This is a genomic window from Streptomyces sp. NPDC048507, assembly GCF_043199995.1.
GTDB lineage: Bacteria > Actinomycetota > Actinomycetes > Streptomycetales > Streptomycetaceae > Streptomyces.
Window position 1 is genome coordinate 15,742 of sequence record NZ_JBICWZ010000020.1, and the last position, 24,377, is coordinate 40,118.

At 70.9% G+C, this 24,377-nt stretch carries 21 protein-coding genes; 9 read left to right on the plus strand and 12 right to left on the minus strand.

Going from position 1 to position 24,377, the window contains the following annotated elements; genetic code table 11:
- Window positions 1-215: 215 nt before the first annotated feature.
- Window positions 216-635 carry a hypothetical protein gene (locus ACGFXC_RS33015; protein ID WP_393718575.1) on the minus strand — a complete coding sequence of 140 codons (420 nt, stop codon included), beginning with the start codon at window positions 633-635 and terminating at the stop codon, window positions 216-218.
- 152 nt (window positions 636-787) lie between these two features.
- On the opposite strand from ACGFXC_RS33015, the gene ACGFXC_RS33020 reads away from it, so the two are divergent.
- Window positions 788-937, plus strand: coding sequence for a hypothetical protein (locus ACGFXC_RS33020; RefSeq protein WP_393718576.1), 150 nt, complete (start codon window positions 788-790; stop codon window positions 935-937).
- Here ACGFXC_RS33020 and ACGFXC_RS33025 read toward each other — a convergent pair.
- Window positions 931-1,851, minus strand: a complete 921-nt coding sequence (locus tag ACGFXC_RS33025; RefSeq protein WP_393718577.1) for a LysR family transcriptional regulator — start codon at window positions 1,849-1,851, stop codon at window positions 931-933. The genes ACGFXC_RS33020 and ACGFXC_RS33025 overlap by 7 nt on opposite strands.
- Before the next feature lie 781 nt (window positions 1,852-2,632).
- Between ACGFXC_RS33025 and ACGFXC_RS33030 the strand changes: the two genes are divergently transcribed.
- Window positions 2,633-2,860: an STAS domain-containing protein gene (locus ACGFXC_RS33030; RefSeq protein WP_393718578.1), complete on the plus strand. Its 228-nt coding sequence runs from the start codon at window positions 2,633-2,635 to the stop codon at window positions 2,858-2,860.
- A 202-nt stretch (window positions 2,861-3,062) separates the two neighbouring features.
- Here the strand turns inward: ACGFXC_RS33030 and ACGFXC_RS33035 are convergent, their stop codons facing one another.
- Window positions 3,063-3,284 carry a hypothetical protein gene (locus ACGFXC_RS33035; protein WP_393718579.1) on the minus strand — a complete coding sequence of 74 codons (222 nt, stop codon included), beginning with the start codon at window positions 3,282-3,284 and terminating at the stop codon, window positions 3,063-3,065.
- 1,180 nt (window positions 3,285-4,464) lie between these two features.
- Between ACGFXC_RS33035 and ACGFXC_RS33040 the strand changes: the two genes are divergently transcribed.
- Window positions 4,465-5,550, plus strand: a complete 1,086-nt coding sequence (locus tag ACGFXC_RS33040; protein ID WP_393718580.1) for a PP2C family protein-serine/threonine phosphatase — start codon at window positions 4,465-4,467, stop codon at window positions 5,548-5,550.
- 163 nt (window positions 5,551-5,713) lie between these two features.
- On the opposite strand, the gene ACGFXC_RS33045 is transcribed toward ACGFXC_RS33040, so the two are convergent.
- From ACGFXC_RS33045 to ACGFXC_RS33065, 5 genes are all read right to left on the minus strand, one after another.
- Entirely contained in the window at window positions 5,714-6,091 is a 378-nt protein-coding gene (locus ACGFXC_RS33045; protein WP_393718581.1) for an ATP-binding protein, read from the minus strand.
- Window positions 6,092-6,253: 162 nt separating this feature from the next.
- Entirely contained in the window at window positions 6,254-6,583 is a 330-nt protein-coding gene (locus ACGFXC_RS33050; protein ID WP_393718582.1) for an STAS domain-containing protein, read from the minus strand.
- A gap of 133 nt (window positions 6,584-6,716) precedes the next feature.
- Complete coding sequence (locus ACGFXC_RS33055; protein ID WP_393718583.1) at window positions 6,717-7,046, minus strand: STAS domain-containing protein; 330 nt, start codon at window positions 7,044-7,046, stop codon at window positions 6,717-6,719.
- Window positions 7,047-7,226: 180 nt separating this feature from the next.
- Window positions 7,227-8,255, minus strand: coding sequence for a PP2C family protein-serine/threonine phosphatase (locus ACGFXC_RS33060; RefSeq protein WP_393718660.1), 1,029 nt, complete (start codon window positions 8,253-8,255; stop codon window positions 7,227-7,229).
- Window positions 8,256-8,416: 161 nt separating this feature from the next.
- Complete coding sequence (locus ACGFXC_RS33065) at window positions 8,417-9,352, minus strand: GAF domain-containing protein (protein ID WP_393718584.1); 936 nt, start codon at window positions 9,350-9,352, stop codon at window positions 8,417-8,419.
- Between the two features lie 938 nt (window positions 9,353-10,290).
- Here ACGFXC_RS33065 and ACGFXC_RS33070 point away from each other — a divergent pair.
- A complete protein-coding gene (locus tag ACGFXC_RS33070; protein WP_393718585.1) occupies window positions 10,291-10,821 on the plus strand; it encodes a hypothetical protein in 531 nt (176 codons plus the stop codon).
- A 297-nt stretch (window positions 10,822-11,118) separates the two neighbouring features.
- Here the strand turns inward: ACGFXC_RS33070 and ACGFXC_RS33075 are convergent, their stop codons facing one another.
- Window positions 11,119-12,573 (minus strand): MFS transporter, encoded by a 1,455-nt coding sequence (locus ACGFXC_RS33075; protein ID WP_393718586.1) that lies wholly within the window; start codon window positions 12,571-12,573, stop codon window positions 11,119-11,121.
- A gap of 174 nt (window positions 12,574-12,747) precedes the next feature.
- Between ACGFXC_RS33075 and ACGFXC_RS33080 the strand changes: the two genes are divergently transcribed.
- A complete protein-coding gene (locus tag ACGFXC_RS33080; protein WP_393718661.1) occupies window positions 12,748-13,404 on the plus strand; it encodes a TetR/AcrR family transcriptional regulator in 657 nt (218 codons plus the stop codon).
- A 208-nt stretch (window positions 13,405-13,612) separates the two neighbouring features.
- Here the strand turns inward: ACGFXC_RS33080 and ACGFXC_RS33085 are convergent, their stop codons facing one another.
- Both ACGFXC_RS33085 and ACGFXC_RS33090 read right to left on the minus strand, forming a co-directional pair.
- A complete protein-coding gene (locus ACGFXC_RS33085) occupies window positions 13,613-14,407 on the minus strand; it encodes a class I SAM-dependent methyltransferase (RefSeq protein ID WP_393718587.1) in 795 nt (264 codons plus the stop codon).
- A 61-nt stretch (window positions 14,408-14,468) separates the two neighbouring features.
- Window positions 14,469-15,425, minus strand: a complete 957-nt coding sequence (locus tag ACGFXC_RS33090) for a VOC family protein (RefSeq protein WP_393718588.1) — start codon at window positions 15,423-15,425, stop codon at window positions 14,469-14,471.
- A 320-nt stretch (window positions 15,426-15,745) separates the two neighbouring features.
- Between ACGFXC_RS33090 and ACGFXC_RS33095 the strand changes: the two genes are divergently transcribed.
- Both ACGFXC_RS33095 and ACGFXC_RS33100 read left to right on the plus strand, forming a co-directional pair.
- Window positions 15,746-16,660: a sulfotransferase gene (locus tag ACGFXC_RS33095; RefSeq protein ID WP_393718589.1), complete on the plus strand. Its 915-nt coding sequence runs from the start codon at window positions 15,746-15,748 to the stop codon at window positions 16,658-16,660.
- 246 nt (window positions 16,661-16,906) lie between these two features.
- The gene (locus ACGFXC_RS33100; protein WP_393718590.1) at window positions 16,907-18,511 is read left to right on the plus strand and encodes an AMP-binding protein; all 1,605 of its coding nucleotides are present in this window, start codon (window positions 16,907-16,909) and stop codon (window positions 18,509-18,511) included.
- Window positions 18,512-18,608: 97 nt separating this feature from the next.
- Here ACGFXC_RS33100 and ACGFXC_RS33105 read toward each other — a convergent pair whose 3' ends face one another.
- The gene (locus tag ACGFXC_RS33105) at window positions 18,609-20,009 is read right to left on the minus strand and encodes a S8 family serine peptidase (RefSeq protein ID WP_393718591.1); all 1,401 of its coding nucleotides are present in this window, start codon (window positions 20,007-20,009) and stop codon (window positions 18,609-18,611) included.
- Between the two features lie 415 nt (window positions 20,010-20,424).
- On the opposite strand from ACGFXC_RS33105, the gene ACGFXC_RS33110 reads away from it, so the two are divergent.
- Together ACGFXC_RS33110 and ACGFXC_RS33115 are read left to right on the plus strand one after the other, a co-directional pair.
- Window positions 20,425-22,464, plus strand: a complete 2,040-nt coding sequence (locus ACGFXC_RS33110; RefSeq protein ID WP_393718592.1) for a M4 family metallopeptidase — start codon at window positions 20,425-20,427, stop codon at window positions 22,462-22,464.
- Between the two features lie 419 nt (window positions 22,465-22,883).
- A complete protein-coding gene (locus ACGFXC_RS33115) occupies window positions 22,884-24,317 on the plus strand; it encodes a lamin tail domain-containing protein (protein ID WP_393718593.1) in 1,434 nt (477 codons plus the stop codon).
- Window positions 24,318-24,377 lie beyond the last annotated feature (60 nt).

A 24,377-nucleotide genomic window follows, 5' to 3' on the forward strand; every position in this document is an offset into this window, starting at 1 on the left:
ACATCACGGTGGCTGTGCGAGGACGAAGGTCCGCAACAGGGCGAATGAGGCGCGTCCGTATGACCGGCGTTTGATCCGTGTGACCTGCCCTTCGACAGCGCCCGAGCTCCAGTGCAGGGTGAGGCCGTTGATCACGGCGTCCCAGTCGTTTTGCAGGGACGCGGCAAAGCCCTGGACCGGTGGCGGCCCCTGGCCCAGAGCTCGTGCCTGCTGAGCTACTCGCGCTGGCTGTCGGTGAGGGACTCGGGCCGGCGCATGATCCAGGTGGTGATCCGGCGGGGGCTGGGGATCGGGCGTGCGGATTCGGAGACGGCGGTGTTGGCGCGGAGGGTCGCGATGTACTTGGTGACCACGACTCGGCTGCCGCGGTAGCCGCGTTCCTGGATCTCGCGGAAGAGGGCAGCGGCGTTGGTGGCGCCGCCGCGGAAGCGGTGTTGCAGGTAGGGCTTGAGGCGGTTGATGTGGCCGTTGGGGCGGCGTTCGCGGGCCGAGGCGAGGATCTGGTCGAGGTCTGTGGTGAGGTAGTGGCGGACGGTCTTGGGGTCCCGGCCAGGCGGTCGGCGATTCGGCTGATCGTCCAGCCACGTGCGCAGTCCGGCTGCCCAGCCTGTGAACCGCCCAGGGGCGGCGCGCACGGCGTCCGTGTTCAGCTCCTGCCCGCGTCCCCGGAACCGAACAAACGCAGCGGGCCGGATGCGGCGGGCAAGGGTGGTCGGCGATCTACGGGTTCAGCCCATGAAGCGGGCCGGCGACGGTGGTCGTACACGTCGTGTGGCCGGACGGATCGATGGACGAAGAGTCCGACGCCGAGCGGCTCGCCCAGGTACTCGTCGGTCAGGAGGACGCTGTCGTGTCACACGAGAACACGCCGCCGGCCATCGCCGTGGTCGTCGCGTTCGTGGTGACCGGTGCCAACGCCCTGAGGGAACGCTACTGATCAAAAGCGTCCGGAGTGGCGAACAGGCCCTGGAGGGTCTGGGTCGCCAGGTTGAGCAGCCAGGTGTGGGCTGGGTCGTCGTCGTATCGCTGGTGCCAGAGCAAATAGAGAGGTACGGGTGGCATCTCGAACGGCAACGGCAGCATGGTCAGGCCCAGTTGATCGCGGGCGGAGCGGGTGACCGCTTCGGGGAGCGTGACCACGACGTCGGTGTCACGGGCGAGTTGCAGCGCAGTGTCCGTCGCGGGGGCGGAGACGATGACACGGCGCTCGTGGCCGAGGGCGGCGACGACTTCGTCGACCCGGTCGCGCAGCGCTCCACGCCGGGAAACGGTCACGTGATCGACGGCCGCATATCTCTCGATGGTCACCGGCCCTTCGGTGAGCGGATGGCCCGCTCGGAGGGCAAGGATGATCCTGTCCTGGCCGATGAGGCGGTGACGGATGTCGGGCTGGGGCGGCGGTCCGGCACTGGAGGCGAGATCGACCTCGCCGCGACGCAGCTCAGGACTGTCGTGGCCCGGCTCGACCGTGAGACGCATTTTCACCTTCGGGGCTTCCCGGTGCACCGCGGCGACAAGGGCGGTTCCGCAGGCGGTGGTGAGAGCGTCGTGCAAGCGAACGGTGAACACCCGCTCCAGGCCGGCCAGGTCGAGGTCCGTACGGGAGGACAACAACTGGTGAGCTTGCTGCACCAGGATATGGACCTCCGTGCGCATGGCCAGTGCACGAGGCGTGGGCGTCATGTGGCGTCCGGTGCGAACCAGGATCTGGTCACCGGTGGCTTTGCGGATACGGCCCAGTGATCGGCTCATCGCCGGCGAGGTGACATGGAGCCGGGCTGCGGCTCCGGTCACGCTGCCCTCTTCCAACAGCGCGTCCAGGGCCGTGAGCAGGTTCAAATCCAATTGCATGCCAGTCACTATACGAGTGGGAAACATGCACATGTTGTTAAGTCGCACGGTGCTCAGCGGCCGTCCCGTGGGCCGCGCGGGTGCCCGCCACGGCCCCGGCGGAGCGGTAGGCCGAGCTGGGCATCACGAAGGCGGTCGGCATCCGCTCCCCCGAACCACCCCGGCGCCTGGCCGCCCCCACCGCCGTACCCCGCACGCGAACCTGGGCGGTCCCGCGGCAGATCCTGACCGAAGCCGGGTTCCAGGAGACCTCCACCGGCGGTGCAGGAGTCCGCCTCATCCGGCACACGCCCGCGGCGTCCTCGTCGGCTGGCTGCCCGAAGCCGAAGAGATCACCCAACCCGCCTACGGCGACGGGCTCCCGCGCGAGCACGCACGGTTCCGGGTGAGCCGGCCGCGCTGCGGCACGTCTTCCCCCTCGCCCTGTCCCTCACCCTCCGCGCCGCCGGCTTCGCCGTCGAGACCCGCGACGAGGAATGGCTCCTCGTCCTCGACACCCCCACCCCACTCCTCGCCAGATGACCCCCGGGAGGAGCCAGTGCCGGTCATCGGCGGCGGTCAGGCCCGGCGGCGGGGGCTTCGCGGACCTCGAAGAGGGCTAACGCCCCGGTCATCTCCAGCGGAACCACGCAGGAGTCTGACCCGCCAAGATCACGAGAGGCTGCCTGCGCACCCGCCCTTCAGCGAGCATGGCCCGGCACCGGGACGGAGTACGCCCGGATGGGGAACGTGCACCGCCGTGTACGGACGGCTCCGGGAGGGGTCCTTGATCACTGTCGGCGTGCAGCCGTATGCACACTCCGCCCTGATCACCGCGAGCGGCGAACTCGACGAACACGGCGGACAGGTCCTCGGCGAGGTGCTGGACGGTATCCCTCTGGGCGTGCGGGACCTGCTCGTGGACCTGCGCGCCGTCCGCTCCATGAACGCCGAAGGACTCCTCGCTCTCCTGGAGGTCCACCGTCAGGCGGAAATCCTGGGCCTGCGCATGCTGGTCACCGGCCGGTAAACCCAGCCCCAGCGGTACCTCGCCGAGCTCCCCGGGATCCCGGCTCCCCCACCACAGACCGCTACCCGGCCCCCGGCTTCCGCCGACTCCTCCAGGACAGGGCACAAGCCGCCTGCGCAAGCCCGGACTTCGCCGCCAGCTGGCAGACCCACGCCTAAAGGGTGTTGCAGAAGGCTCAGTTCTGGGCATTTTGCAACACCCTTTAGGGAGATCCCCCCGAACCATCCTCACTTTTGCTTCGGAGAGCCGCGACGGACACCACCGTCATAATGATGAGCGCTCCGAGCATGGCGCATACGGGAGCGCTGCCGCCGGAGGCGAAAATACCCGCCACGCCGATACAGATTGCCAAGACGGTGAACGCCAGGGCGCATTTCTGCATTGCATGAATACCTTTTCCGTCAATATCGGTCTCATTCTTCACCGGTCATTCATTTCCCCTGTTTGCGTCGCGCCACCCAGATAACAGCCGATATCGCGATCACGCACACCACGAGTATGGGTAGATGCCAGCCGTCCGGAATCCATTCACCCCTGGCCTGGGGCGAGAGCGCACGGTCATTCAGCATTTCAGATCCTCCCGCAATAGGGTGGGCACCATGGCTCCGGAGCCTGACCGTGACCTAGCCTGCGCCGGGTCCGGTTTTCGCCGTCAGGACCAGCTACGTCCCTTCCGTCAACGCCACCAACTGCGACAACGCGCCGGGCGCCGCCGTGAGGGACCCGCACACCACACGGTGACCGGCGCTGCCGCCCGGCCTCGGTAACGGAACGGGACCAGCATTGCCTGACGTCTGAATGGGACGTGGAATCCGCCATACGAGCAGATACCGGCCCGATGCCCGGAGAGCTCATCCTCAACCCCCACCCCCCATGGAATGACAGGTTCCGGCGGCCTATCACCCGCAGAGACAAAGCTGACATAGAGTCACGCGGCGTGTTTTTAGGCGCTTCGGCGTCGGATCCAAGGAGGATACATCTTCTCCGTCGGGAATCCACGGCGGTTCACCCCGAGAAGGTTCAGATCTTATGAACAAACCCACACGCATGCCACCCTCAGGAAAGGGCATGCGAATGCGAAGACGTCAACGCGGTCCCCGACGAACGGTTAGCACTCTCATGTCTCTATGGGTCACCCTCTTCACCGTCCTCGTCGGCTGGACCCTCACCGCCACCTCACTCGGGCTCCTCCTCGCCCGACACATCCACCGCACCCCCCACCCATACCCGCCATCTCCACCGACACCGACGACGTCCACCCGCTCCTGCACGCCCGCGGCGTCATCGTCGGCTGGCTCTTCGAGGACATGACCCCGGCCGAGCATGCGGACACAGCCGCGGTACGGCACCGCGTGAGCTCGCCACACTCGGGCATGCCTTCAACCTCCCCTGGCCACCGCCCTCCGACCTGCCGAACTCGGCGTCGGCTGGGCCCGGGGACCGGGACGGGCGCCAACGGAAGCCGGCTCACGGCGGGGTTCGGGGCCGCCAGCTGTCAGGTCCCCCGGCGGGTGCTGGGGGCGTGCCCCGCCGGACCGTCGCGGTGAGGAACGGAATGAAACCGCCGGGTTGCAGCCGGCCCAGGGCGGCTACGGGGAGTAAAGATGATCGATATGACTCCGCCCCGTTCTGTCAGTGGTCGATATCGTCTGGTGCGTGCTCTGCCGGTGCTGCTGATCGCTGCGGCTGCGGTGACCGATGTGTGTACGCCCGCCAAGGACCGTTTCGACGCCTTCCTCTTCATCGTGCCGGGTCTGGCCGCCGTGGCCTGGGGCGGGGTGGCGACCATGGCGTTCGGGGTGGCCGGAGGGCTGGTGAACACGGGCCTGGACGCGGCCCGTGGCGAGCCCTTCCTTCCGACTGGGCTGGCCGGGCTGGTACTGATGATGGTGTTCAGCGCCGTCGCGGCCTGGAGCAGTACGGAGCGCCAGCGGCACGAGCGGGAGGCGCGGCGGATGCGGGAAGTCGCCGCGGTGACCCAGCGCGCGATGCAGCATCCGCTGCCCGACCGTCTGGGCAGCCTGGATCTGTACCTGCTGTACGAGACGTCCGTCGCCGGTGCGCATGTGGGCGGGGATTTCTACAAGGCGCTCAAGGTGCCGGGCATGGTGCGCGTGATGATCGGCGATGTGCAGGGCAAGGGGCTGGGCGCGGTGGAAACGGCAGCGGTGCTGCTGGCGTCGTTCCGAGAATCGGCGTACTCCGCGGCCGACCTGCCGGAGGTCGCCCGGCGTCTGCAGACCAGCATGGAGCGCTACGCCGGGCGCGGGGACACTGCTGTCGAGGACCGGTTCGCCACCGTCCTGCTCGCAGAGATCCCCGACGACAGCCCCGTGGTTCGGCTTCTCAGCTGCGGCCATCCGCCGCCGGTGCGCCAGCACAACGGGCACACCGAGTACGTGTCCTTCCGCGAACCGTCGCTCCCGGTCAACCTTCCCGTGACCGTGGAAGAGGAGCACGTGGTCGAGGAAGTGGCCTTCACGACCGGTGACCGTCTGCTCCTCTACACGGACGGAGTCAGCGAGACCCGCGACGACAACGGCACGTTCTTCCCGCTCGAGGAGCGCCTCGCCGCCTGGGTACGCGAACCAAACGAAAAGATTCCCGCCCTGCTTTCGGGCGCGCTTCACCGGTACAGCCGCCACGGGCTCGACGACGACACCGCCGCCGTCCTCATCGCACACCGCTGAGCTCCGCCCCGCACAGCGCCTCAGTGAGCCTCTGCCCACGTGAAGGCGTGTACGTCAAGGGCTGGTGTGGTCGGTTCTCGGGGTGCTTGAGACACCGTCGGCGGCCTCGCCGGGGTGCGGCGAGGGCGGCGGGCGTCTGCTCGAGGAGGGTGCGGGGCCAAGCTCAGGTGGTGGCGGGGAGGGGAATGGAGGCGGTGATGGTCTTGCCCGCGATCGTCGGGAGGATCTCGATGCGCTCGGCGATCCGGTTGACCAGGAGCCAGCCGAAACCGCCTGGAACATGCGCTGGTGTTCCGGGGCTCTGCGGGGTGGTGCGGGAGGCGTCCGATACCGCGACCTCGATCCGGCCGGCGTCGTACCGGACGTGGAAGTCGGTCACCCCGCCGGCGTGGCGCACCGCGTTGGAGACGAGTTCCGAGACGACCAGCAGGACATCGTCCAGGAGGTGCTCCCCCACGGGGGCCTTCTCCAAGGAGTCGCGGGCGATCAGCCGGGCGTCCTCGCATTTCAGGCCGGGGTCCTGTGGTGCCGTGTCCGCCATCGCCTCTCCCTTCACTTTCCTCTTCTTCCCCTTGTTCTCCACGAAACCCGCCCCGGACTGGTTCCCTTTGCTGTTTTCGGGCCGCAACGTCCTGTCCCGATGTCCTCATCGGTGGAACACCAGGTGAAGCGGGTTGCCCGTCTGTGTTCCGCATCCCGGGTGTCAGTCGGCAGAGGGTTCGTCGGGCCCGTCCTCGACGGCGAACAGCTCCCTGGCGCCGGTGATCTTCAGCAGGCGGGTCAGCCGGGGAGGCAGGGGGCCCCACAGCAGCAGATCGCACTGGATCCGCAGCGTGAGCAGCAGATTCAGGAACGAGGAATCGGCGAAGGACACCCCCCGCAGGTCCAGGACCAGCCGCTCCAGCCCGGGCTCGGCGACGGCCTGACGGCACGCTTCCTTCAGCCCTTCCAGGGTCTGCGCGTCGAACTCCCCGACGGGGCGCACCACCCACAGCCCGTCTCGTATCGGCGCCACCGTCACCGTCGGCCCCACGAACCCTCCTCATATCCGATCATGCGGGCCCAGCCAGGCCACACCCGCCATCCGCCACCCGCCACCCGCCAGTGGGCCTCTCCGCGGAGGTCGTCGGCGGTCCTGCGCCATCCTCCTGCGACTGGCCTGCACGCTAGAGAGCGCGCGCGGCCTCCACGCTGCCCACGATGGTGAAAATCTGGTGGGCCGAAACCAGCTCGAAAAGCCGGTCCATCTGCGCCGGCAGCGGACCGGCCAGCACCAGACGGCCGGAGCGCCGGAGCTGGACCAGCGCGTTGAGCATGGACGAGTCCGCGAAGGCCACGGCGCTCACATCCACAACGATCCGTGCCACGCCGGCATCGGCGACGGCCTGCGCGGCCGCCTGCCGGAAGCTGTCCAGGGTGTCCTGGTCGAACTCGCCGGCACACGTGATCACCCGCACGCCCCCGGCATCTGCCGCCACCGTCACGCGCTGATCCATGAATTCCTGTCTCTTCTCTGCAGGGACGACCTGCGTGAAGGCTACCCAGACCACCTTGCCCGCGGGAGACCGCCCATTCGTCCGCGCCCAGGAGGCCGGGGTGACGCACTGCGCGTCCGGAGCGCGGAGCCGGCCTTCCCCCATGCACAGCGCCCGCGCCGATGTCGGCGCCCGCCGTGTTCATGACGGTTCCGCCGGTGACCGCGGCGGTGCGGCAGCGGTCAGGATGAGGATCGCCTCGTCGTCCGCTTTCTCGCTGCCAGCGGTGAAGTCGCCCAGGCCCCGGGCGAGGAGTTCCAGTACGGCCTGCGCCCGGGGCGGGCAGGAGGTGAAGGTGTCGAGGAGTCGGGCGTCGCCGAAGAGGTCGCCGTCCGCACCGCGGGCCTCGGTGATGCCGTCGGTGTAGAGGACCAGGCTGTCGCCTTCGGCCAGGTGCATGCGGTGCGTAGCCAGGCGGGGGTGGTCCATGATGCCGAGCAGGTGGCCCTGGCTGGACACGAAGCGTGCCCCAGCCGGGGCCAGGTGGACGGGCTGGGGGTGGCCGGCACGGACGTACTCGATGTCGATCCCGCCGTGGGCGGTGGTGAAGTGGCCGTAGACCAGGGTGACGAAACCGGATCCGGGGCGCTGGAGGAGGGCTCGGTTGACCGCTTGCAAGACGGTTTCGGGGTCGGGCAGCAGGGCGGCAGCGGTGCGGGCGGTGTGGCGGACGAGGGCGGTGGTGGTGGCGGCGAGGGCGCCGCGTCCGCTGACGTCGCCGAGGAGGAAGGCCCAGCGTCCGTCGTCGAGGGGGAAGACGTCGTAGAAGTCGCCCCCGATGTCGAGGCCTTCTCCGGCCGGGTGGTAGGAAGTGGCCAGCTCGACGCCGGGTACGGTGGGCGGCTCGGTCAGCAGGAGGCCGGCTTGCAGGTCGCGGGCGAGGGTGACGCGCTGGGCGTACTGGCGTGCGTTGCGGGCCGCGGAAGCGGCCCGGCGGGCGAGTTCCTCGGCCAGCGCCACGGTGTGTCCGTCAATCACCCGGTCGCCGGTGGTGAGCAGGGTGAGCGTGGCGAAGGTGCGGCCGCGGTCGGTCAGCGGCACGCAGAGGTACCCGGTGACCTTGAGGTCCTGCCAGGGCCCGGGACCGGTGGGAGCACGGCGGGCGACTTCGCTGGCATGGGACGCCAGGACACGGGCCACCGCGTCGTCGTCGGCCTCGTACAGGGGCATGTCCGCGGCGAGGAGTTGGTCTTCGTCCTCGGTGGGGGCGCTGACCGCGATGCGGCGGACGCGGCCGTGTTCGACGACGTCGACGGCGCACAGCGGTGCCAGAGCCGGCGCGCACAGAGCGGCCAGGCGCTCCAGGACCTGGGCGAAGTCGAGGTCGGCGCTCAGCGCGGAGCTGGCTTGCAGGAGGAAGGCGAGGTCGTCACGGGCAGCCTTCTCGCGTGCTTCCGCGGCCAGCCGTGCCTGCTCGATCTGATGGCGCTCGACAGCCAGTGCGGCGGTGCCGGCGAAGACCCCGGCCAGGGCGATGTCGGCCGGGGACGGGGAGCGCGGTGTGCGGTGGTACATCGCGAAGGTGCCGAGCAGCCGACACCGGCCCGGTCGGCAAGGTCGCGGAAGTCGTCCCAGAACGGATCGGTTGCGATGTCGGAGACGATCACCGGCTCGCGGCGGTGGGCGGCGGTCCCGCAGGAGCCGATCCCCTCGCCGGTGGGGATGCCGTCGATGGCCTCGTTGTAGAAGACGGGCAGGCTCGGCGCAGCTCCGTGACGCAGGTGACGGCCGTCCTCGTCGGCCAGCAGCACCGACACCATGACACCGGGGCTGAGGTCCTCGATGGCCTGCGCCATTCCCCCGAGGACATCGTGCAGCGGTGCCTGGCGGGCGATCTGCTCCAGCAGGGCCCGGTGCTCGGCGGTCAGCTGCTGGGCGTGGATGATCTGGGTGGTCTCCACCCCGAGCATCCGCACCCCGATGACATTGCCGCCCCCGTCCCGGCGCGGCTCGTAGGTGAAGTCGAAGAACGCCTCCCGGGCACGGGCCCCCTCGCCGAGGACGACCCGCGCGCTGCGGCCCGTGTGGGGCTGCCCGGTGCGGTAGACCTGATCCAGCAGCGTGACGAAGCCCTGGTCGGCCAGCTCCGGCAGGAGCTGGCCGACGGGCAGCCCGGTGTGCTCGTTCCCGCCGTGGCCGACCGCGGCGTAGAACGCCGGGTTCGCCGTCTCCAGCAGATGCGCCGGCCCGGCCATCGACGCGAACACCGCCGTCGACTCGCCGAACAGGGCCCGCAGGTCTGCTTCACCCGGGACCGTGGCGCCCACCGGCCGTTCGGTACCGGCCGCATTCCGGCCAGCGGGCCGGGTCACGCCGAGCGTCTCTCGCCGACCGCCGGCCGCCCCTGTGCCTGCCGGCCCCCGCCCGCAGCGGCGAACGCGGAGCGTGTACCGCGCTCCACCACCGTCACCTGATCAACCCGGTACGCCACACCGATCCACACCACGGCCACCCCCTCCCGCCAGCCCACCCACGTACATCTCGTCACCCACATCGTAGAAGCCTGCGCAATCGGGCCGCAGCCCAGTGACAGCCGTCGGCCCCGGAGCCCGTAGCGCCCCGTGCCCCGGCCGCCGCCAGCCCGGTACGGGCCCGGACCCCACCACGCACTGCCACACGGCACCGGAACCCAGCCGCCTGCCCGTCCGGTGCAGTCCGGTCGTATCGCGGCGGCGGCAGCCGAGCCGGCCCCGGGCCGGTCCGCCGTGCGGTGGGTGCCCCCGAGGTCACCGTCGGCGCAGCACGAGCGCCGTACCGGAGGCGGCGGTCAGCGCCGAGGCCACCCCGCCTGCACGGGAGGCCCCGGTACCTGGGCCGGGGCGCGGAGCGGTTCATCGGGCGGCCACGATGCGGCCGGGGCGAGGCCCGCAACTCCTCCGACCTGAGATGTCCGGACACCGCATTCAATGCTCTGAGCTGCACAGTTGCCATTGTCCGGGGGCTGGAATGCGGACCGGATCGCAGGCAGGCGCGAGCCAGCCCCACCCGAGTCATGGGGTGGACGGCGGCAAATGTCACGCCTCGTCCTCGCCGGTTTCGGGCAGGGCCCGGGCAGGGCGCCCGGCCCTGGCGTGGCGGCGCGGCAGCCGTGCTGGGTCAGCCCCTCCTTGTCCGGCTGACGCGTACAAAGACGCCTCATGCAGTCATGCCGTCAAGCGGAGGTCGGTCCGCGGAAATCGGGTACTCGCCGCAGCTCCGGCCGGGGGTGACCGAGACGACCCCGTATGACGCCGACCGCGCCCGGTTCACCCGCCAGGCACTGGCCCGCCTGGTTCTGTGCGATCAGGCCGCGGACGTCGCGGACGGCGCCATCGGTCTGATCGCCACCGGGAACGACCCTGACACCGGTCCCGGCGGCCGGGTGAGCCAGGCATTCCAGCTCGTCGAACTCGCGGAGCGCGCTCTGGCCTCGGCCGTCATCTACGAGCACGAGCGAGGCAGCTCCTGGGCAGAGATCGCTCAGTACCTGGGCATCAGTCCAGCCGAGGCGGAGGAGCGGTTTACCGCATACCTGGACGGCTGGAACAGGGCCTTCGACGTCCCCTATCGGCTCGACGACACCGGCCGAAAGCAGATACCCCAGCTGCCCACGGCAGCGTACGACCCCGCCTGGGCGTGCCACCGGCTCGATACCTGGGCCGGCAACCGCCTCATTCTCGTCAATGACGAACGTCCTGTCAGCTCGGGTCTCGTCAAGGCCGTGCCGGAGAAGGCCGTCCCGAAAGTGACCCCGTAGCGTCGAACAGACTGCGCGCATGAAGGCCGTGGCAGGTGCCGCAGAGCCTGCATTTGCCGGTCCCCGCCTGCCCGACGACGCCGGAGGCGCGCGTGATCGGGGGCGAGCCCGCGTACGCCCTCAGCCCTCCGGCCGTGGCGAACCTGGAGCTTCGCAGCAAGGCCCGGCGTGGGCGCGACGGCGAGAAGTCAGCGCCGGGAAGGGCTCCCCCAGCAGCGACCGCAACTGAACGACCCGCTCGCAGAACGGTCACGGTCACCGCACCGCGAACGCATCGTGCCCCCGCTCCCCAGGCAGTCAGTGTTCATCGGTGGTACGGGAGTTGGTGAGGGCCAGGGCCCCGCCCGCGGAGATGAGTCCGACGACGATCGCGAGGATGCCGTAGGCGATGCGTTCGCCGTGGAAGAAGGAGGCGACGAGCCCGTCGCTCCAGGTGCCGGCGGGCAGCTGCGTGGTGACGAGGACGGCGATCAGGGTGCCCACGAGGGCGGTACCGAGGCTGGAGCCGACTTCCTGAGCGGTGTCGTTCAGGGCGGCGCCCAGGGAGGTGCGGTTGGCGGGCATCGCCTCGACGAGGGCGACCGCGCAGATCGTCATGACGGTGCGCAGGCCGATGGTCATGACAACCATGCAGGCCGCGATGGCCGCGTAGCCGTGCCCGACGCCCCAGGAGAGGCCGGCGAGCGCGCCGGCCATGCACGCGGCGCCGACCAGGCAGGCGACGCGGTGGCCGAAGCGGTGCGCGAGCCACTCGGAGAGGGGGGTCGCGGCGAGCATGGTGACGATGATCGGCAGGTTGGCGAGGCCGGCGCGCATCGGGCTCCAGCCGTACGCGTACTGGAAGTGCAGGATGAGTCCGAACATCACGCTCGCCATGGCGACGGACGTGCCGATCTGGGCGATGGCCGCGCCCCGGACGGTGCCCCGGGAGAAGAGGCTCAGGTCGAGCATGGGGGCGGCCGTGCGGCGTTCGTGCCGGACGAAGGCGATCGCGGAAGCCACCGCGCCGGCGATCGAGGCGAGGGTGATCGCGGAGCCCCAGCCGTGCTCGACGCCGCTGGTCAGGGTGTAGCAGGCGAGCCCGATGGCGGCGATGCTCAGGGCGGCGCCCGGCAGGTCGAGGGCGTCCCGGGTGAGGTCCTCGGGGCGGTCCGCCGGGACGCCGAGCCGGACTCCGATGCAGGCGATCAACGCGATGGGCGCGTTGACGATCAGCAGCCACTGCCATCCGACGTGGGCGAGCACGGTGCCGCCCAGCAGGGGCCCCAGGACGAAGCCGGACATGCCGACGACGATCATCACCGTCATGGCGCGCATCCGCAGGGCCTGGTCGTCGAAGAGGCGGAAGACCAGGGAGTTCGTGATCGGCGCCATGGCGGCCGCGGCGATGCCGAGGGCGGCCCGCAGGACGATCAGTTCCCCCGTGGTCGTGACCAGCACCACCGCCAGGCTGAGGGAGCCGAAGACGGCCAGCCCGACGAGCAGTACACGGCGGCGGCCGAGCCGGTCGGCCATCGATCCGGCGGTGAGGAGCAGGCCGCCGAAGGTGAGGGAGTAGGCGCCGGTGACCCATTGCAGTGCGGTCGTGCCGCCGCCGAGATCGCGGCCGATGGTGGGGAGCGCGATCGACAGCAGCGTGTTGTCGACCATCTCGACGAAGAAGGCCAGGCAGAGGGCGGCCATGGGTATCCACGCCGCCCGTAGGGAGGCATGGGTGCGCGGGGCGGGCGTGTGCGTCGTGGTGGTGGTCATGGCGACCCCTTCCGATAGAACGAGGTACGAGCATCGAACACCGATCGAGTATCGAACGGTGTTCCATACGGTAAGGTAGAACAGCGTTCGATACGATGCAAGCGAGTAGGGGAATCCGACATGCCACGTCCACGGAACGGCACCGGCAAGACCCGTCGCCGGGCATCGCACTCCATGGAGTCGGTGCTGGCCGAGGCGGTCGCGCTGCTCGACGAGGCCGGGGCTACGGCGCTGACGTTCCGGGCGCTCGCCCAGCGGCTCGGCGGCGGCGTCGCGAGCATCTACTGGTACGTGGAGAACAAGGACGAGCTCCTCGACCTCGCCACCGACCACGTGATCGGCACGATCCTGGCCGAGGTGGAGAAGATCCCCGGCACCGAGGACCCCGTCGACGACCTCCGCGCGATGGCCCTCACCCTTTTCGACGCCATCGTCGACCGCCCCTGGCTCGGCGCGTACTTCATGCGCAACACCGACATCCAGAGCAACACCCTGCGCCTGTACGAACTGCTGGGCAGGCAGACCATGCGCCTGGACCTCACCGCCCGCCAGCGCTTCCACGCCGTGTCCGCCATCACCGGAGTCGTCGTCGGCTCGGCGATCGACCTCGGACAGGAACCGCCCAAGGAAGTCCTCGACGGAGAAGTGGACCGCGACGACTACCTGGGCCGCTTCGCCCAGACGTGGCGGGAACTGGACCCGGCGGAATTCCCCTTCGTCCACGAGATCGTGGACGAGTTCGAAGGCCACCAGGACATCGACCAGTTCCGCGCCGCGCTCGACCTCACCCTGGCCGGCCTCCGCCTCCAGGCCACCGCGCGGACCGACTGAACCGGGCGCGGCGACGCACGCTGTACCGGGCCGCCGAACAGCCCCCGCGGAGCGAGTTCCGCGAACCCGTCGCGGGTCCTCGCGGCTGCGGTCTGCGGCAGCCTGCACGACGATGCCCCCGGCGAACCTGGACGAGCTGGGCGAGCGTCGCGGCGCTCCGGGCCCGGCCGGGGTCGGGGCCGGGGCCGGGCGGCGCGGCCGCCGGGTGTCATCCGTCGGTGCGGGTGAGCACGAGGTAGTCCTGCGGGCAGGTGAGGCGGTAGCCGCCGCAGGAGGTGCGGTGGTGCTCGTCGAGGTAGTCGGCGAGTTCATCGGTGTGGGGCGGCTCGGGTAGGGGTGCGTCGTTGAGGAGGAACTGGGCGATGGTGAGCGCCGTGTCGAGGTCGGGGGCCTCGACGGCGCCGGACGCGGTGGTCAGGGCCGGGGTCCATGCAGAGCCGGGGTGGCGGGCGGTGAACGGTGCCATGGCGCTGCGCAGGTCGTAGCGGTGTCCGGTGAAGTGGGTGAGCATCCGCATGCAGTCGCCGTCCGGGTTCTGCAGGATGAGGACCACGCTGCCGCCGGGGCCGGTCCAGGAGGCCAGGCGGTCGATGGTGACGTCCCATTGGCCGACGGGCACGTGGTAGAGGACGTGCGCGCACAGCACCAGGTCGGCCGGCTCCCCGGGGTCGGCGTCGGCGATGGTCCCGGCGAGCACCCGGGCCCCGGGGCAGGCTCGGGCCAGGTGGGGGCGCAGGTGGGGACTGGGCTCGACGGCGATGACCTGGTCGAAGCGGTTGCCGACGGATGCGGTGAGCCGGCCGGTCCCGGCCCCCGCGTCGATGAGGACGCGGTGTCGGCTCAGGCCCGCGAGCGTGGCCGCGAGTGGGTCGGTAGCCGGGCCGGGGCGGGTCGTGTGGGCGAGGAGGGTGGTGAAGGCCCGTGCGTAGGCGGGGCCGAGGGGGTCGAGGGGCGCGACACGGGGGCGGTGACCGCTGCTCCGTGCGCTGGTCGTATCGGCCATCGAGGGCTCCTCGTACGGGGTGGGAGGCGTCCGGGATCGGGCCCGGCGCGCCCAGCGGCGTTCAGCTCTGTCGGGGGGCGTGCCGGCCGGCCTCGGCGACGACGCCTTCGGCGCCGTGCAGTTGCTCGGCCCGGGAGGTGGTGCGCAGGCGGGTCGCGAGCGTCCAGCCGTGTCCGGCGGGGTCGGTGACGCGCGCGTACCGGTCGCCCCAGTACGACTGCCGCGGCGCGGAGTCCAGGGCCGCGCCTGCGGCCAGCGCCCGCTGGAGTACGCCGTCGAGGTCGTCGGTGTAGAGGGTGAGGGTGACGCTGGTGCCCCCCAGGGACCTCGGGGTCCGTCCGCGCATGACGGGCAGGACGTCGTGGATCTGCACGATGCTGTCGCCGATGAGGACCTCGGCGTGCGTGACGGTCCCGTCGGCGGTGCGGACGAGGTCGATCACGCGGGCACCGAAGGCCGCCTCGTAGAAGGCGAGAGCCGCGGTGCTGTCCTCGGCCGCCAGGTACGGAGTCACCGAGCGGAAACCCGGAGGCCGCCACGCCACGCCCCTCGACGCTGCTTGCGCATCGGCGACTCCGGCCGCGGTCCCGGCTGCGGTCCCGGGCGCGCGTGCCGCGGCCCACTGTGCGAAGAGCCGGTCGCACAGTTCCTCGCGCACCTTGCCGGTGACGTCGATCTGATCGAGTCCCGGCCCGGTGAGCACCTCGCGCACCCCTTGCGGGAAACCCCGGATCCCGAGGGCGTCCAGTGTGGAGGCGGCGCTGCCGAAGGCGATGGCGGGCACGTTCGCCCAGACCGCCGCCGCAGCGCACATCGGGCAGCTTTCCGCGGTGCTCACCAGGAGGTGCCGGCTCAGGTCCAGCCCGCGGGCCGCTCCCTCGCGGATCACGTTCAGCTCGGCGTGCGCGGTCGGGTCTCCGGCGGCGGCGGTGTTGAGCGCCACCGCGGCCACCGTGTGGTCCCGGGTGTCCACGAGCGCGGCGGCGAAGGGAACTCCCGCGGCCTCGGCACGACCCACGAGATCGTCCATCACCGCCGACAACGACTCCGGTGCGGCCGGCTGCGGGGCGACTCCGGGCGCGGTCCGCGCCGTACCTTCCCGGGCTCCGCGGTTCACCTCCGACGGCGAACGACCGTCCATGCCTGCCCCCTCGAAGGTGGTGCGGACCGGGTGCGGCTTGCGCGTGCCCGTGGTGGCGGCCATCGTACGCGCACGGCGAACACGGGCAGTGGCAGTCCGGGCCGTGCGCGCCCCGGGCCGCGCCGAGGTCGGGACACCGGGGCCGAGCCCGCCGCCGGCCGGCGTTTCGGCACGCCATGATGACGTACCGTCACCCGGTGGTGTTCGAGGACCAGGACGTCGAGGGGCGCGCCTTCTGGTCGATCCTGAGCGGGCCGGCCCGTCCGCTCGATGCGATCGCCGCGTCCGGCTTCTCGATGCCGGAGCTGCTCTACCCCTATGCCCGCGGGCGGTTCCGTCCCGAGACGGGTGTTCCGGCTGTCGCGCACATGGCGTTGCCGGCCCTGTCCGAGGACCCCGACGCGCTGCACGACGAGCTCGCCGCCCGGGTGCCCGGCTGGCCCCGCCGTCCGGTGGCCGATCACTACCGCGAGCTCTTCGCCGACCTCGCGCGACGGGAGGGCAGCTCCGTGGTCGTGGAGCGCTCCGGTGCCTCGCTCGCCTTCCTTCCCGCGCTGCGTGCCCTGTTCCCCGAGGCCCGGTTCGCCCACCTGGCCCGCTCGGGGCCCGCCTGCGCCCTGTCGATGAGTCGGCACATCGGGTTCCGTACGCTGCTGCTCAGGACGGAGGCCATGAACCTGCTCGGACTGTCCTCTCCCTTCCAGCTGGGCCCCGAGCACATCCCGCTCCTGCCGGACCATTTGGCCCATCTGGCCGGCGACGTGGACTGCGAGCTCGTGATGCGCTCGCCCCTCCCCCTCGCCGCATTCGGCCATTTCTGGTCCCACCTCATCACCCGGGGCGTGGACCAGCTCACCCGGCTCCCCTCCGACCGGTGGACGGCCCTCTCCTACGAGGACGTCCTCGACCAGCCGGAACACCACGTCGCCCGCCTCGCGGCCTTCGCCGGAGCCGAGCCCCACCCCGCCTGGCTGCGTGAGGCCGCAGCCTCCGTCAACCGCACCGCTCGTCTGCCCGTCACCGATCCGGATGCGCTCGCCGCATGGCTTGATACCGGCGGCAGCCCTCGGCGTCTTCCGGAACAGGGGTGTCCGTGCCCTTCATCCGGGTGAGGATGCGGATCATGCGACAGCCGCCCGCGCGGCGGCGACGAACGAGGAGAACGGAGCTCCGCCCCCGCGCATCCGGTCGGGGTTCCTGCCCCTGTGAACGACAGGAGACCTTTCGTATCACCGTCGGGGTCCTCATCCCACCCGGCCCGAAGCCCTGACCGATCATGGTGGGAGCGTCACCCACTCGGCCCGGTGCGACCCCGCCGAAGCAGCCGTTTCCGTCACAGAAGAAAGGGGCTGGTGGACGTGTCCGCATCACCCCAGTTCCGCAACTACGTCGAGATCGTCCTCGACGGGCTCTCGGCCGACCCGGGCCGCCCGGTACTGGTCAGCGGCGAGCGGCGCCTGGGCGCCGACGAGTTCCGCTCGCTGGTGCACCGGATGGCCAGGGTGCTGCGGGAGCACGGCGTGGGGCCCGGTCGGACCGTGACCCTGCTGTGCGGGAACCTCCCGGAGACGATCGCCGTGCGGTACGCGGTCAATCTGCTGGGCGCGCACTTCAACCACCTCTACAACCGCCTCGCCGTGGACGTGCAGGCGTTGATGACGGCCGACGTCGAGACGTACGTGTTCGTCGTCGACCCCCGTCTGGCGGGCCGGGCCGCCGAACTGCTGCGGGTCGTACCGCCGGTGCAGCACGTCCTGGCCCTCGGCCGGGTCCCCGACGACAGCCGGTCGCCGCGCGGCGGCGCGGCGGACGGGATCGGCGAGGATCTCCTGGCGCTCGCCGAGCAACAGTCCGGCTCCCCGCTGCCGAGCGCCGCCCGCCCGCAGGACCTGTGCTTCATCCGCCACTCGGGCGGCACGACCGGGCACCCCAAGGGGGTCCGGTCCACCTTCGCCAGGATGCAGGACGGCATCGCCCGCACCCGGCGGCTCTTCTCCGGCACGCAGCGGCGGGACCTGGTCTGCACGCCCCTGTCCCATGCCGCGGGCTTCATCGCGGACGGCACCCTCGCCTCCGGGGGAACGGTCGTGCTCCACTACGCCTTCGACCCGGCCGACGTCCTCGCCACGATCGCCCGCGAACGCATCACCAACATGATGCTGCTGCCACCGCTGCTCTACCAGGTCCTGGACCACCCCGACGCCGCGCACACCGACACCTCCAGCCTCCGGCAGATCACCTACGGCGGCACCCCCTCGTCCCCGGCCCGCATCGCCGAGGCCGTACGCCTCCTCGGGCCCGTCCTCCAACAGGGATACGGACAGTTCGAGGCCGGCGCCGTCAGCATCCTCGGCGCCGCAGAACACGACCTCGACCGGCCCGGCATCCTGCGTACGGTCGGGCGACCCGTGCCGGGCGTCGAGGTCGAGATCCGCGGCACGAACGGACGGCCCCTGCCCACCGGCGCGATCGGGGAGATCTGCGTCCGCTCCGACGCGGTCTTCGAGGGCTACTGGAAGAACCCCGGGCTGACCGCAGAGGTCCTGCGCGACGGCTGGGTCCACACCGGAGACCTCGGCCACCTCGACGAAGACGGGTACCTGAGCGTCGTCGACCGGATCAAGGACATGATCCCGGTGGTCGGCGGCCACGTCTACACCACCGAACTGGAAGACCACCTCAACACCCACCCCGGCGTCCGGCAGTCGGCCGTCTACGGGGTCAGGGGGGAGGGCGGCCACGAGCGCATCCACGCCACGGTCGTCGTCGCCCCCGCCGCATCCGTCAGCGCGGACGAAATCCGCACCTGGGTGCGGGAAGGGCGGGGCCCGATGTACGAACCCGACCACGTCACCTTCACCGACGCACTGCCGCTCACCGACGCGGGCAAGCCCGACAAGAAGCTCCTGCGGGCCGCCGCGGCCGCCGCGGCCACCCCCGGACCTGACCCGAGATCCCCCTGAATCCCCGCCGGGCGCGTCCGCGACCCGCGGGGACGGTCAGGTGTGCCCGGCCGTTGATCGGGCGATCCGCGAGAGGCTCCCCGGGGGTGGTGGGCCGTCAGCCCCGGCGGCCTTCGCGGGCGAGGGCGGGGACGAAGCGGGCCGCGTCCAGCGTGCCGACGCCGGTGGCCATGTCGTAGCCGTTCACCGCGGTGTAGCCGGTGACCCCCTGGTAGCTGTTGTCCGTGCCGTCGTTGACGTCGACGATGCCGGTGGAGCGGTCGTACCCGGAGCGCCCGTACAGCCGGTACAGCGCCTCGTGGATGTCGCCCAGGCGCTTGCCCGCGGCCTGGTCGGCGAGGGCCACGATGCCGGAGAACAGCGGGCTGGACTCGCTGGTGCCGCCGGAGACGTCCCAGCCCGTGGCCGCCGGATCGTAGCTGGAGTACAGCCACGCGCCGCCGTCCACCGCGGCGGCCATCGAGATGTCCGGGGTGCCGCGCCGTCCGCCGACGGCGTTCGCGACGCCGTTCTGGAAGGCCGGGCGGGCGAAGACGTGGGACTGGCCGCCGCCGCCCGCGCCGTTGTCGTTGTAGACGCTCTCGGGGGCGGTGCGCCTGCCCGCGTCGTCCAGGTGCAGCTGGGTGCCGCCGACGGAGGTGACCAGCGGATCGGAGGAGGGCCAGGAGTTGACGCGCTCGTGGTAGTAGCCCGTGCCGTCGGCCGTGTTGTCGGTGGCGCCTCCGTCGCCGGACGAGGCGAGGACGGTGACGTGGTTGCGGGCGGCGGCCTCGAAGGCGTAGCGCAGTTTCCCGATGCTGGAGAAGTCGCCCTTGTCGAAGCCCGGGAAGGTGTTCTCGGTCGCGCCGAAGCTCTGCGTGATCACGTCACCGACGCCGTGGTCGATCATGGCCTTCTCGGCGTCCATCATCTCCGGCAGCCCGGTGGTGCCCTCGGTCTCCGCGACCCCCGTCTCCACCAGGACGATCTTGGCTTCGGGTGCGACCGCGTGCGCCATCTCCACGTCGAGCGTCGTCTCGCCGGCCCAGCCCAGCATGTCGTCGTTCTTCGGGTCCCACTTCGGGACGTCGCCCCACTTGACCACCTGCACCTTGGTGCCGGGTATCCCGAACTGCCTGCTGTAGACGTCCAGGTCGTGCTGCACGGTCGGCGAGCCGAAGGAGTCCACGATGACGATCGTGCGGCCCTTGCCGGTGATGCCCGCCTTGTAGAGCGGGTTCAGGTCGTACGCCTGGCGGTACTGCAGCGGGGTGTAGCACGCGATCTTCCACTTGGTCCGGCACTCCTCGGTGGAGAGCGGGCTGCCCACGGCGCGGACCAGCTGGTGCCCGGCGACGGCCGGGCGGGCCGCGGTGCGCGGCACAGCGGTGGTCCGCGCGGAGGCGGTCGCGGAGGCGGTCGCGGCCACCGGGGCGGCTGCCACCGCGGTGAGCGCGAGGCCGGCGACGGCGGCCGTGGTGGCCGCGGCGCGCGGCCACGTACGACGAACTGAGTTCATTGCGGACTCCCTCGGGGGGTGGCGCCGCACGGAGCGGCTTCCGCGATCACATCCGTCAATTCGTGTGCAGAACAAGGCTGTTTGACGCTTGATGCCGAACGTTTTACCTGAATAAGCAAGATGACGCCGAGTACCAGGATCTGGTCAAGTCCCGTCCGAGATACGTCACTTAGTGGGTGTGTGAGCTTTTCATTCCACCCCTGGACGTCCGTTCAACGGACACGTCCTAGTGGAATCCGGACAGGTTTCGGCCAATACCTGACGTGTCCATGGCGATCATGAAGTTCGCTGGCAACCTCTCCCCATCTCCAGCGGCACCGCCGGCGCCACCGGGCCGTCCAGCACCACACGCTCGGCCCGGCCGGCTCTTTACCTGCCGCCGGTTCCACCCCCCACGAACGCAGAAGGAGTCCGCGTGAAGTCCACGCACCGGCGGAACGCCACCGCCACCGGCGCCCTGCTCGCCGCCGCCGCCCTGCTCACCGTCGGCGTCCAGGCGGGCAGCGCCAGCGCGCAGCCCGAGGGATCCGCGAACGCGGCCGCCCCCCAGGGCCGGCCCGTCGCCAACCCGGGCGCGCTGCCCGCGCAGCTCTCCCCCTCCCAGCGCGCCGAGCTCATAGCCAAGGCCCAGAGCACCACGGCCGCCACGGCCAAGGAGCTCGGCCTCGGCTCCCAGGAGAAGCTCCTCGTCCACGACGTGGTCAAGGACCAGGACGGTACCACCCACACCCGGTACGAGCGCACGTACGAGGGCCTCCCCGTCCTCGGCGGCGACCTGGTCGTCAGCCGCACCGCCGCCGACCGGACCCAGAGCGTGAGCAAGGCCTCCGACGCGCAGTTGCAGGGCGTCTCCACCTCCGCCCCCGCCGACGCCCCGGCGGCCGCCTCCGCGAAGGCCCTCGACGCCGCGAAGGCGGTCGGCTCCACGGCCGACAAGGCCGACGCCGCGCCCCGCAAGGTCGTGTGGATGGCGCAGGGCGTGCCGACCCTGGCCTACGAGACCGTCGTCGGCGGGCTCCAGGACGACGGCACCCCCAATCAGCTCCACGTCATCACCGACGCCAAGACCGGTGCCAAGCTCCACCAGTGGCAGGGCATCGAGACCGGTGTCGGCAACACGCACTACAGCGGCCAGGTCACCCTCGGCACCTCGGCGTCCGGTTCGAACTTCACCCTGAACGACGCCGGCCGCGGTGGCCACAAGACGTACAACCTGAACCGCGGGACCTCCGGCACCGGCTCGCTCTTCACCCAGTCCTCCGACACCTGGGGCAACGGCGCCAACTCCAACGCCGCCACCGCGGGCGCCGACGCCGCCTACGGCGCCGGGGTCACCTGGGACTTCTACAAGAACGTCCTGGGCCGCTCCGGGATCCGCGGCGACGGCGTCGCCGCCTACTCCCGGGTCCACTACGGGAACGCGTACGTCAACGCGTTCTGGGACGACTCCTGCTTCTGCATGACCTACGGCGACGGGACGGCCAACAACGACCCGCTGACCTCGCTGGACGTCGCCGGCCACGAGATGTCCCACGGCGTCACCGCCGCCACCGCCGGCCTCGAGTACAGCGACGAGTCGGGTGGCCTCAACGAGGCGACCTCCGACATCATGGGCACGTCCGTCGAGTTCTACGCGAACAACCCCAGCGACCCGGGCGACTACCTCATCGGCGAGAAGATCAACATCAACGGGGACGGCACCCCGCTGCGCTACATGGACAAGCCGAGCAAGGACGGCGGGTCCAAGGACTCGTGGTACTCCGGCCTCGGCAACCTCGACGTGCACTACTCCTCGGGCCCGGCCAACCACTGGTTCTACCTGGCCTCCGAGGGCTCCGGCGCCAAGACCGTCAACGGCGTGAAGTACGACTCGCCGACCTCCGACGGCCTGCCCGTCACCGGCATCGGCCGGGACAAGGCCCAGCTCATCTGGTACAAGGCGCTCACGACCAAGTTCAACTCCAGCACGGACTACGCCGGTGCCCGCGCGGGCACGATCGCGGCCGCGACCGAGCTGTACGGGGCCGGCAGCGCCGAGGTCAAGAACATCACCGACGCCTGGGCCGCCGTCAACGTGGGCGCCCGTTCGGGCGGCGGCACCACCCCCGGGAAGGTCTTCGAGAGCACGGCCCGGGTCGCCATTCCGGACTCCCCGGGCCCGGCGGTCACCTCGTCCGTCGCCGTCAGCGGGGTCACCGGCAACGCGCCGAGCTCCCTCAAGGTCGGCGTGAAGATCACCCACACCTACATCGGTGACCTCCAGATCGACCTGGTGGCCCCCAACGGGACCTCGTTCCGGCTGCAGAACTCCTCGTCCGACTCCACGGCGAACCTGGACAAGACCTTCACGGTCAACGCCTCGGCCGTGGCGGCCAACGGCACCTGGAAGCTGAAGGTCCAGGACAAGGGGGCCTCCGACACCGGCACGGTGACCGACTTCAAGCTCACCTTCTGACCGGCCTGCCGGCCACGACCTGACCCCGAGGTGCCCGGAGCCGCACAGGCTCCGGGCACCTCCGCTCGCGCGGAGGAACTCCGCCCGCCCCGCCCTGCCCCGCCCCGCCCTGCCCCGCCCTTCCGTTCCGCTCGGGTAGAGCTGGGCACGCATGCTCACAGACCTCTCCCCCACCAGGTCGGTGTACGGCCCTGCGACCGCGCATCGCCATTTGAACACGATCAAAAACCCCGTCTGCCCTTGAGGTCCCCGCAGCCGACGTTTCAGGAGGTGTCCGGGCCCGCCGGCGAGGTGGCCGGTCGAGGGGGGATTTCGCCGCGCGTTCGCGAGCCGTCCGCCTGGGCGCAGGAGTTCGGTTCGGCTGGGTCCGGGACCGTCGGGCAGGCCGCCTTGCCCCGACATCTCCAGGATGGACATCAGTGACTGCATCGACCGCTCACCGTCGGCGTCGTGCTCTTTCCCGTCTCCTCGTCGCCGTTCCGCTCCTCGCCGCGGGCGCGCTGACCGGCGTACCCGTGGCTCACGCGGCCGCGGCGGACGACGTACGGGTCAACGAGGTCGTCACCACCGGTGACGTCAACGATTCGATCGAGCTCTACAACAAGGGCACGACCGCGGTCGACGTCTCGGGCTGGATCCTCAGGGACGACGACAAGAGCCACTCCTACAAGATCGCTTCGGGGACCACGCTGGCTCCGGGCGCCTTCCGGGCGTTCGACGTCAGCGGCAAGTTCGGGCTGGGCTCCGCGGACGAGGCCCGGCTCTACCTCGCCGACGGCAAGACCCTGGTCGACAGCTTCGGCTGGAGCGAGCACTCCGACGCCTCCTGGTCCCGCTGCGGGGACGGCACCGGCGCCTTCAAGCAGGTGGGCACGGTCACCCTCGGCAGCGCCAACAGCTGCGGGACCGGTGGTGGGGGCGGCGGTTCGACGACGCCCGTGGCCTGGCCCGGCGGCAGCGGCGTGACGACCGCGGACGGTTCCAACGTGTTCGGCCAGGACCTCAGCGGCCTCTACCAGGAGGGCAACGTCCTGTGGGGCGCGCAGAACAGCGGGAAGCTGTGGCGCCTGGTACGCGACGGGTCCGGCGGCTGGAAGCCCGACACCGCCAGCGGCTGGGCCTCCGGGAAGGCCCTGCGCTTCCCCGGCGGCTCGGGCAGCCCCGACAGCGAGGGGGTCACCCTGACCGGCGCCGGTTCGGCCGGCGGGGCGTTCGTCGCCAGCGAGCGCAACGGCGACGCCTCCGGGACGAGCCGGCTGTCGGTGCTGAAGTACGACGTGAGCGGCTCGGGTTCGGCGCTGACCGCCGCCAAGGAGTGGAACCTCACCTCCGACCTGCCCTCGACCGGATCCAACCTCGGTCTCGAAGGGATCACCTGGATCCCGGACACCGCGCTGACCGGCGCCGGGTTCAAGGACGCCTCGACGGGCGCCGCCTACGACCCGGCCCGCTACAGCGCCCACAGCGGCGGCGTGTTCTTCGTCGGCGTCGAGGGCACCGGCATGATCTACGGCTACGTCCTGGCCGACGCGGGCACGTACACCCGCGTGGCCTCGTTCAGCAGCGGCATGTCCGGCGTGATGGAACTCCAGTGGGAGCCCCAGGCGTCGCGCCTGTGGGCGGTGTGCGACGACACCTGTGACGGCCAGCACCGCACGCTGAAGATCGACACCAGCGGCGCGTTCGCCACCGCCGCCGTCTACAACCGCCCGACCGGCATGCCGAACTACAACAACGAGGGCTTCTCCCTCGCCGGCGCCGACGAGTGCGTGGCCGGCTCCAAGCCCGTCTACTGGTCCGACGACACCAACGACGGCGGCCACGCCCTGCGCAAGGGCACCATCACCTGCTGACCGGTCGAGGAGGCCGTGCGGGCGGCGAAGCCCCGGACCGGTGACCGGTCCGGGGCTTCG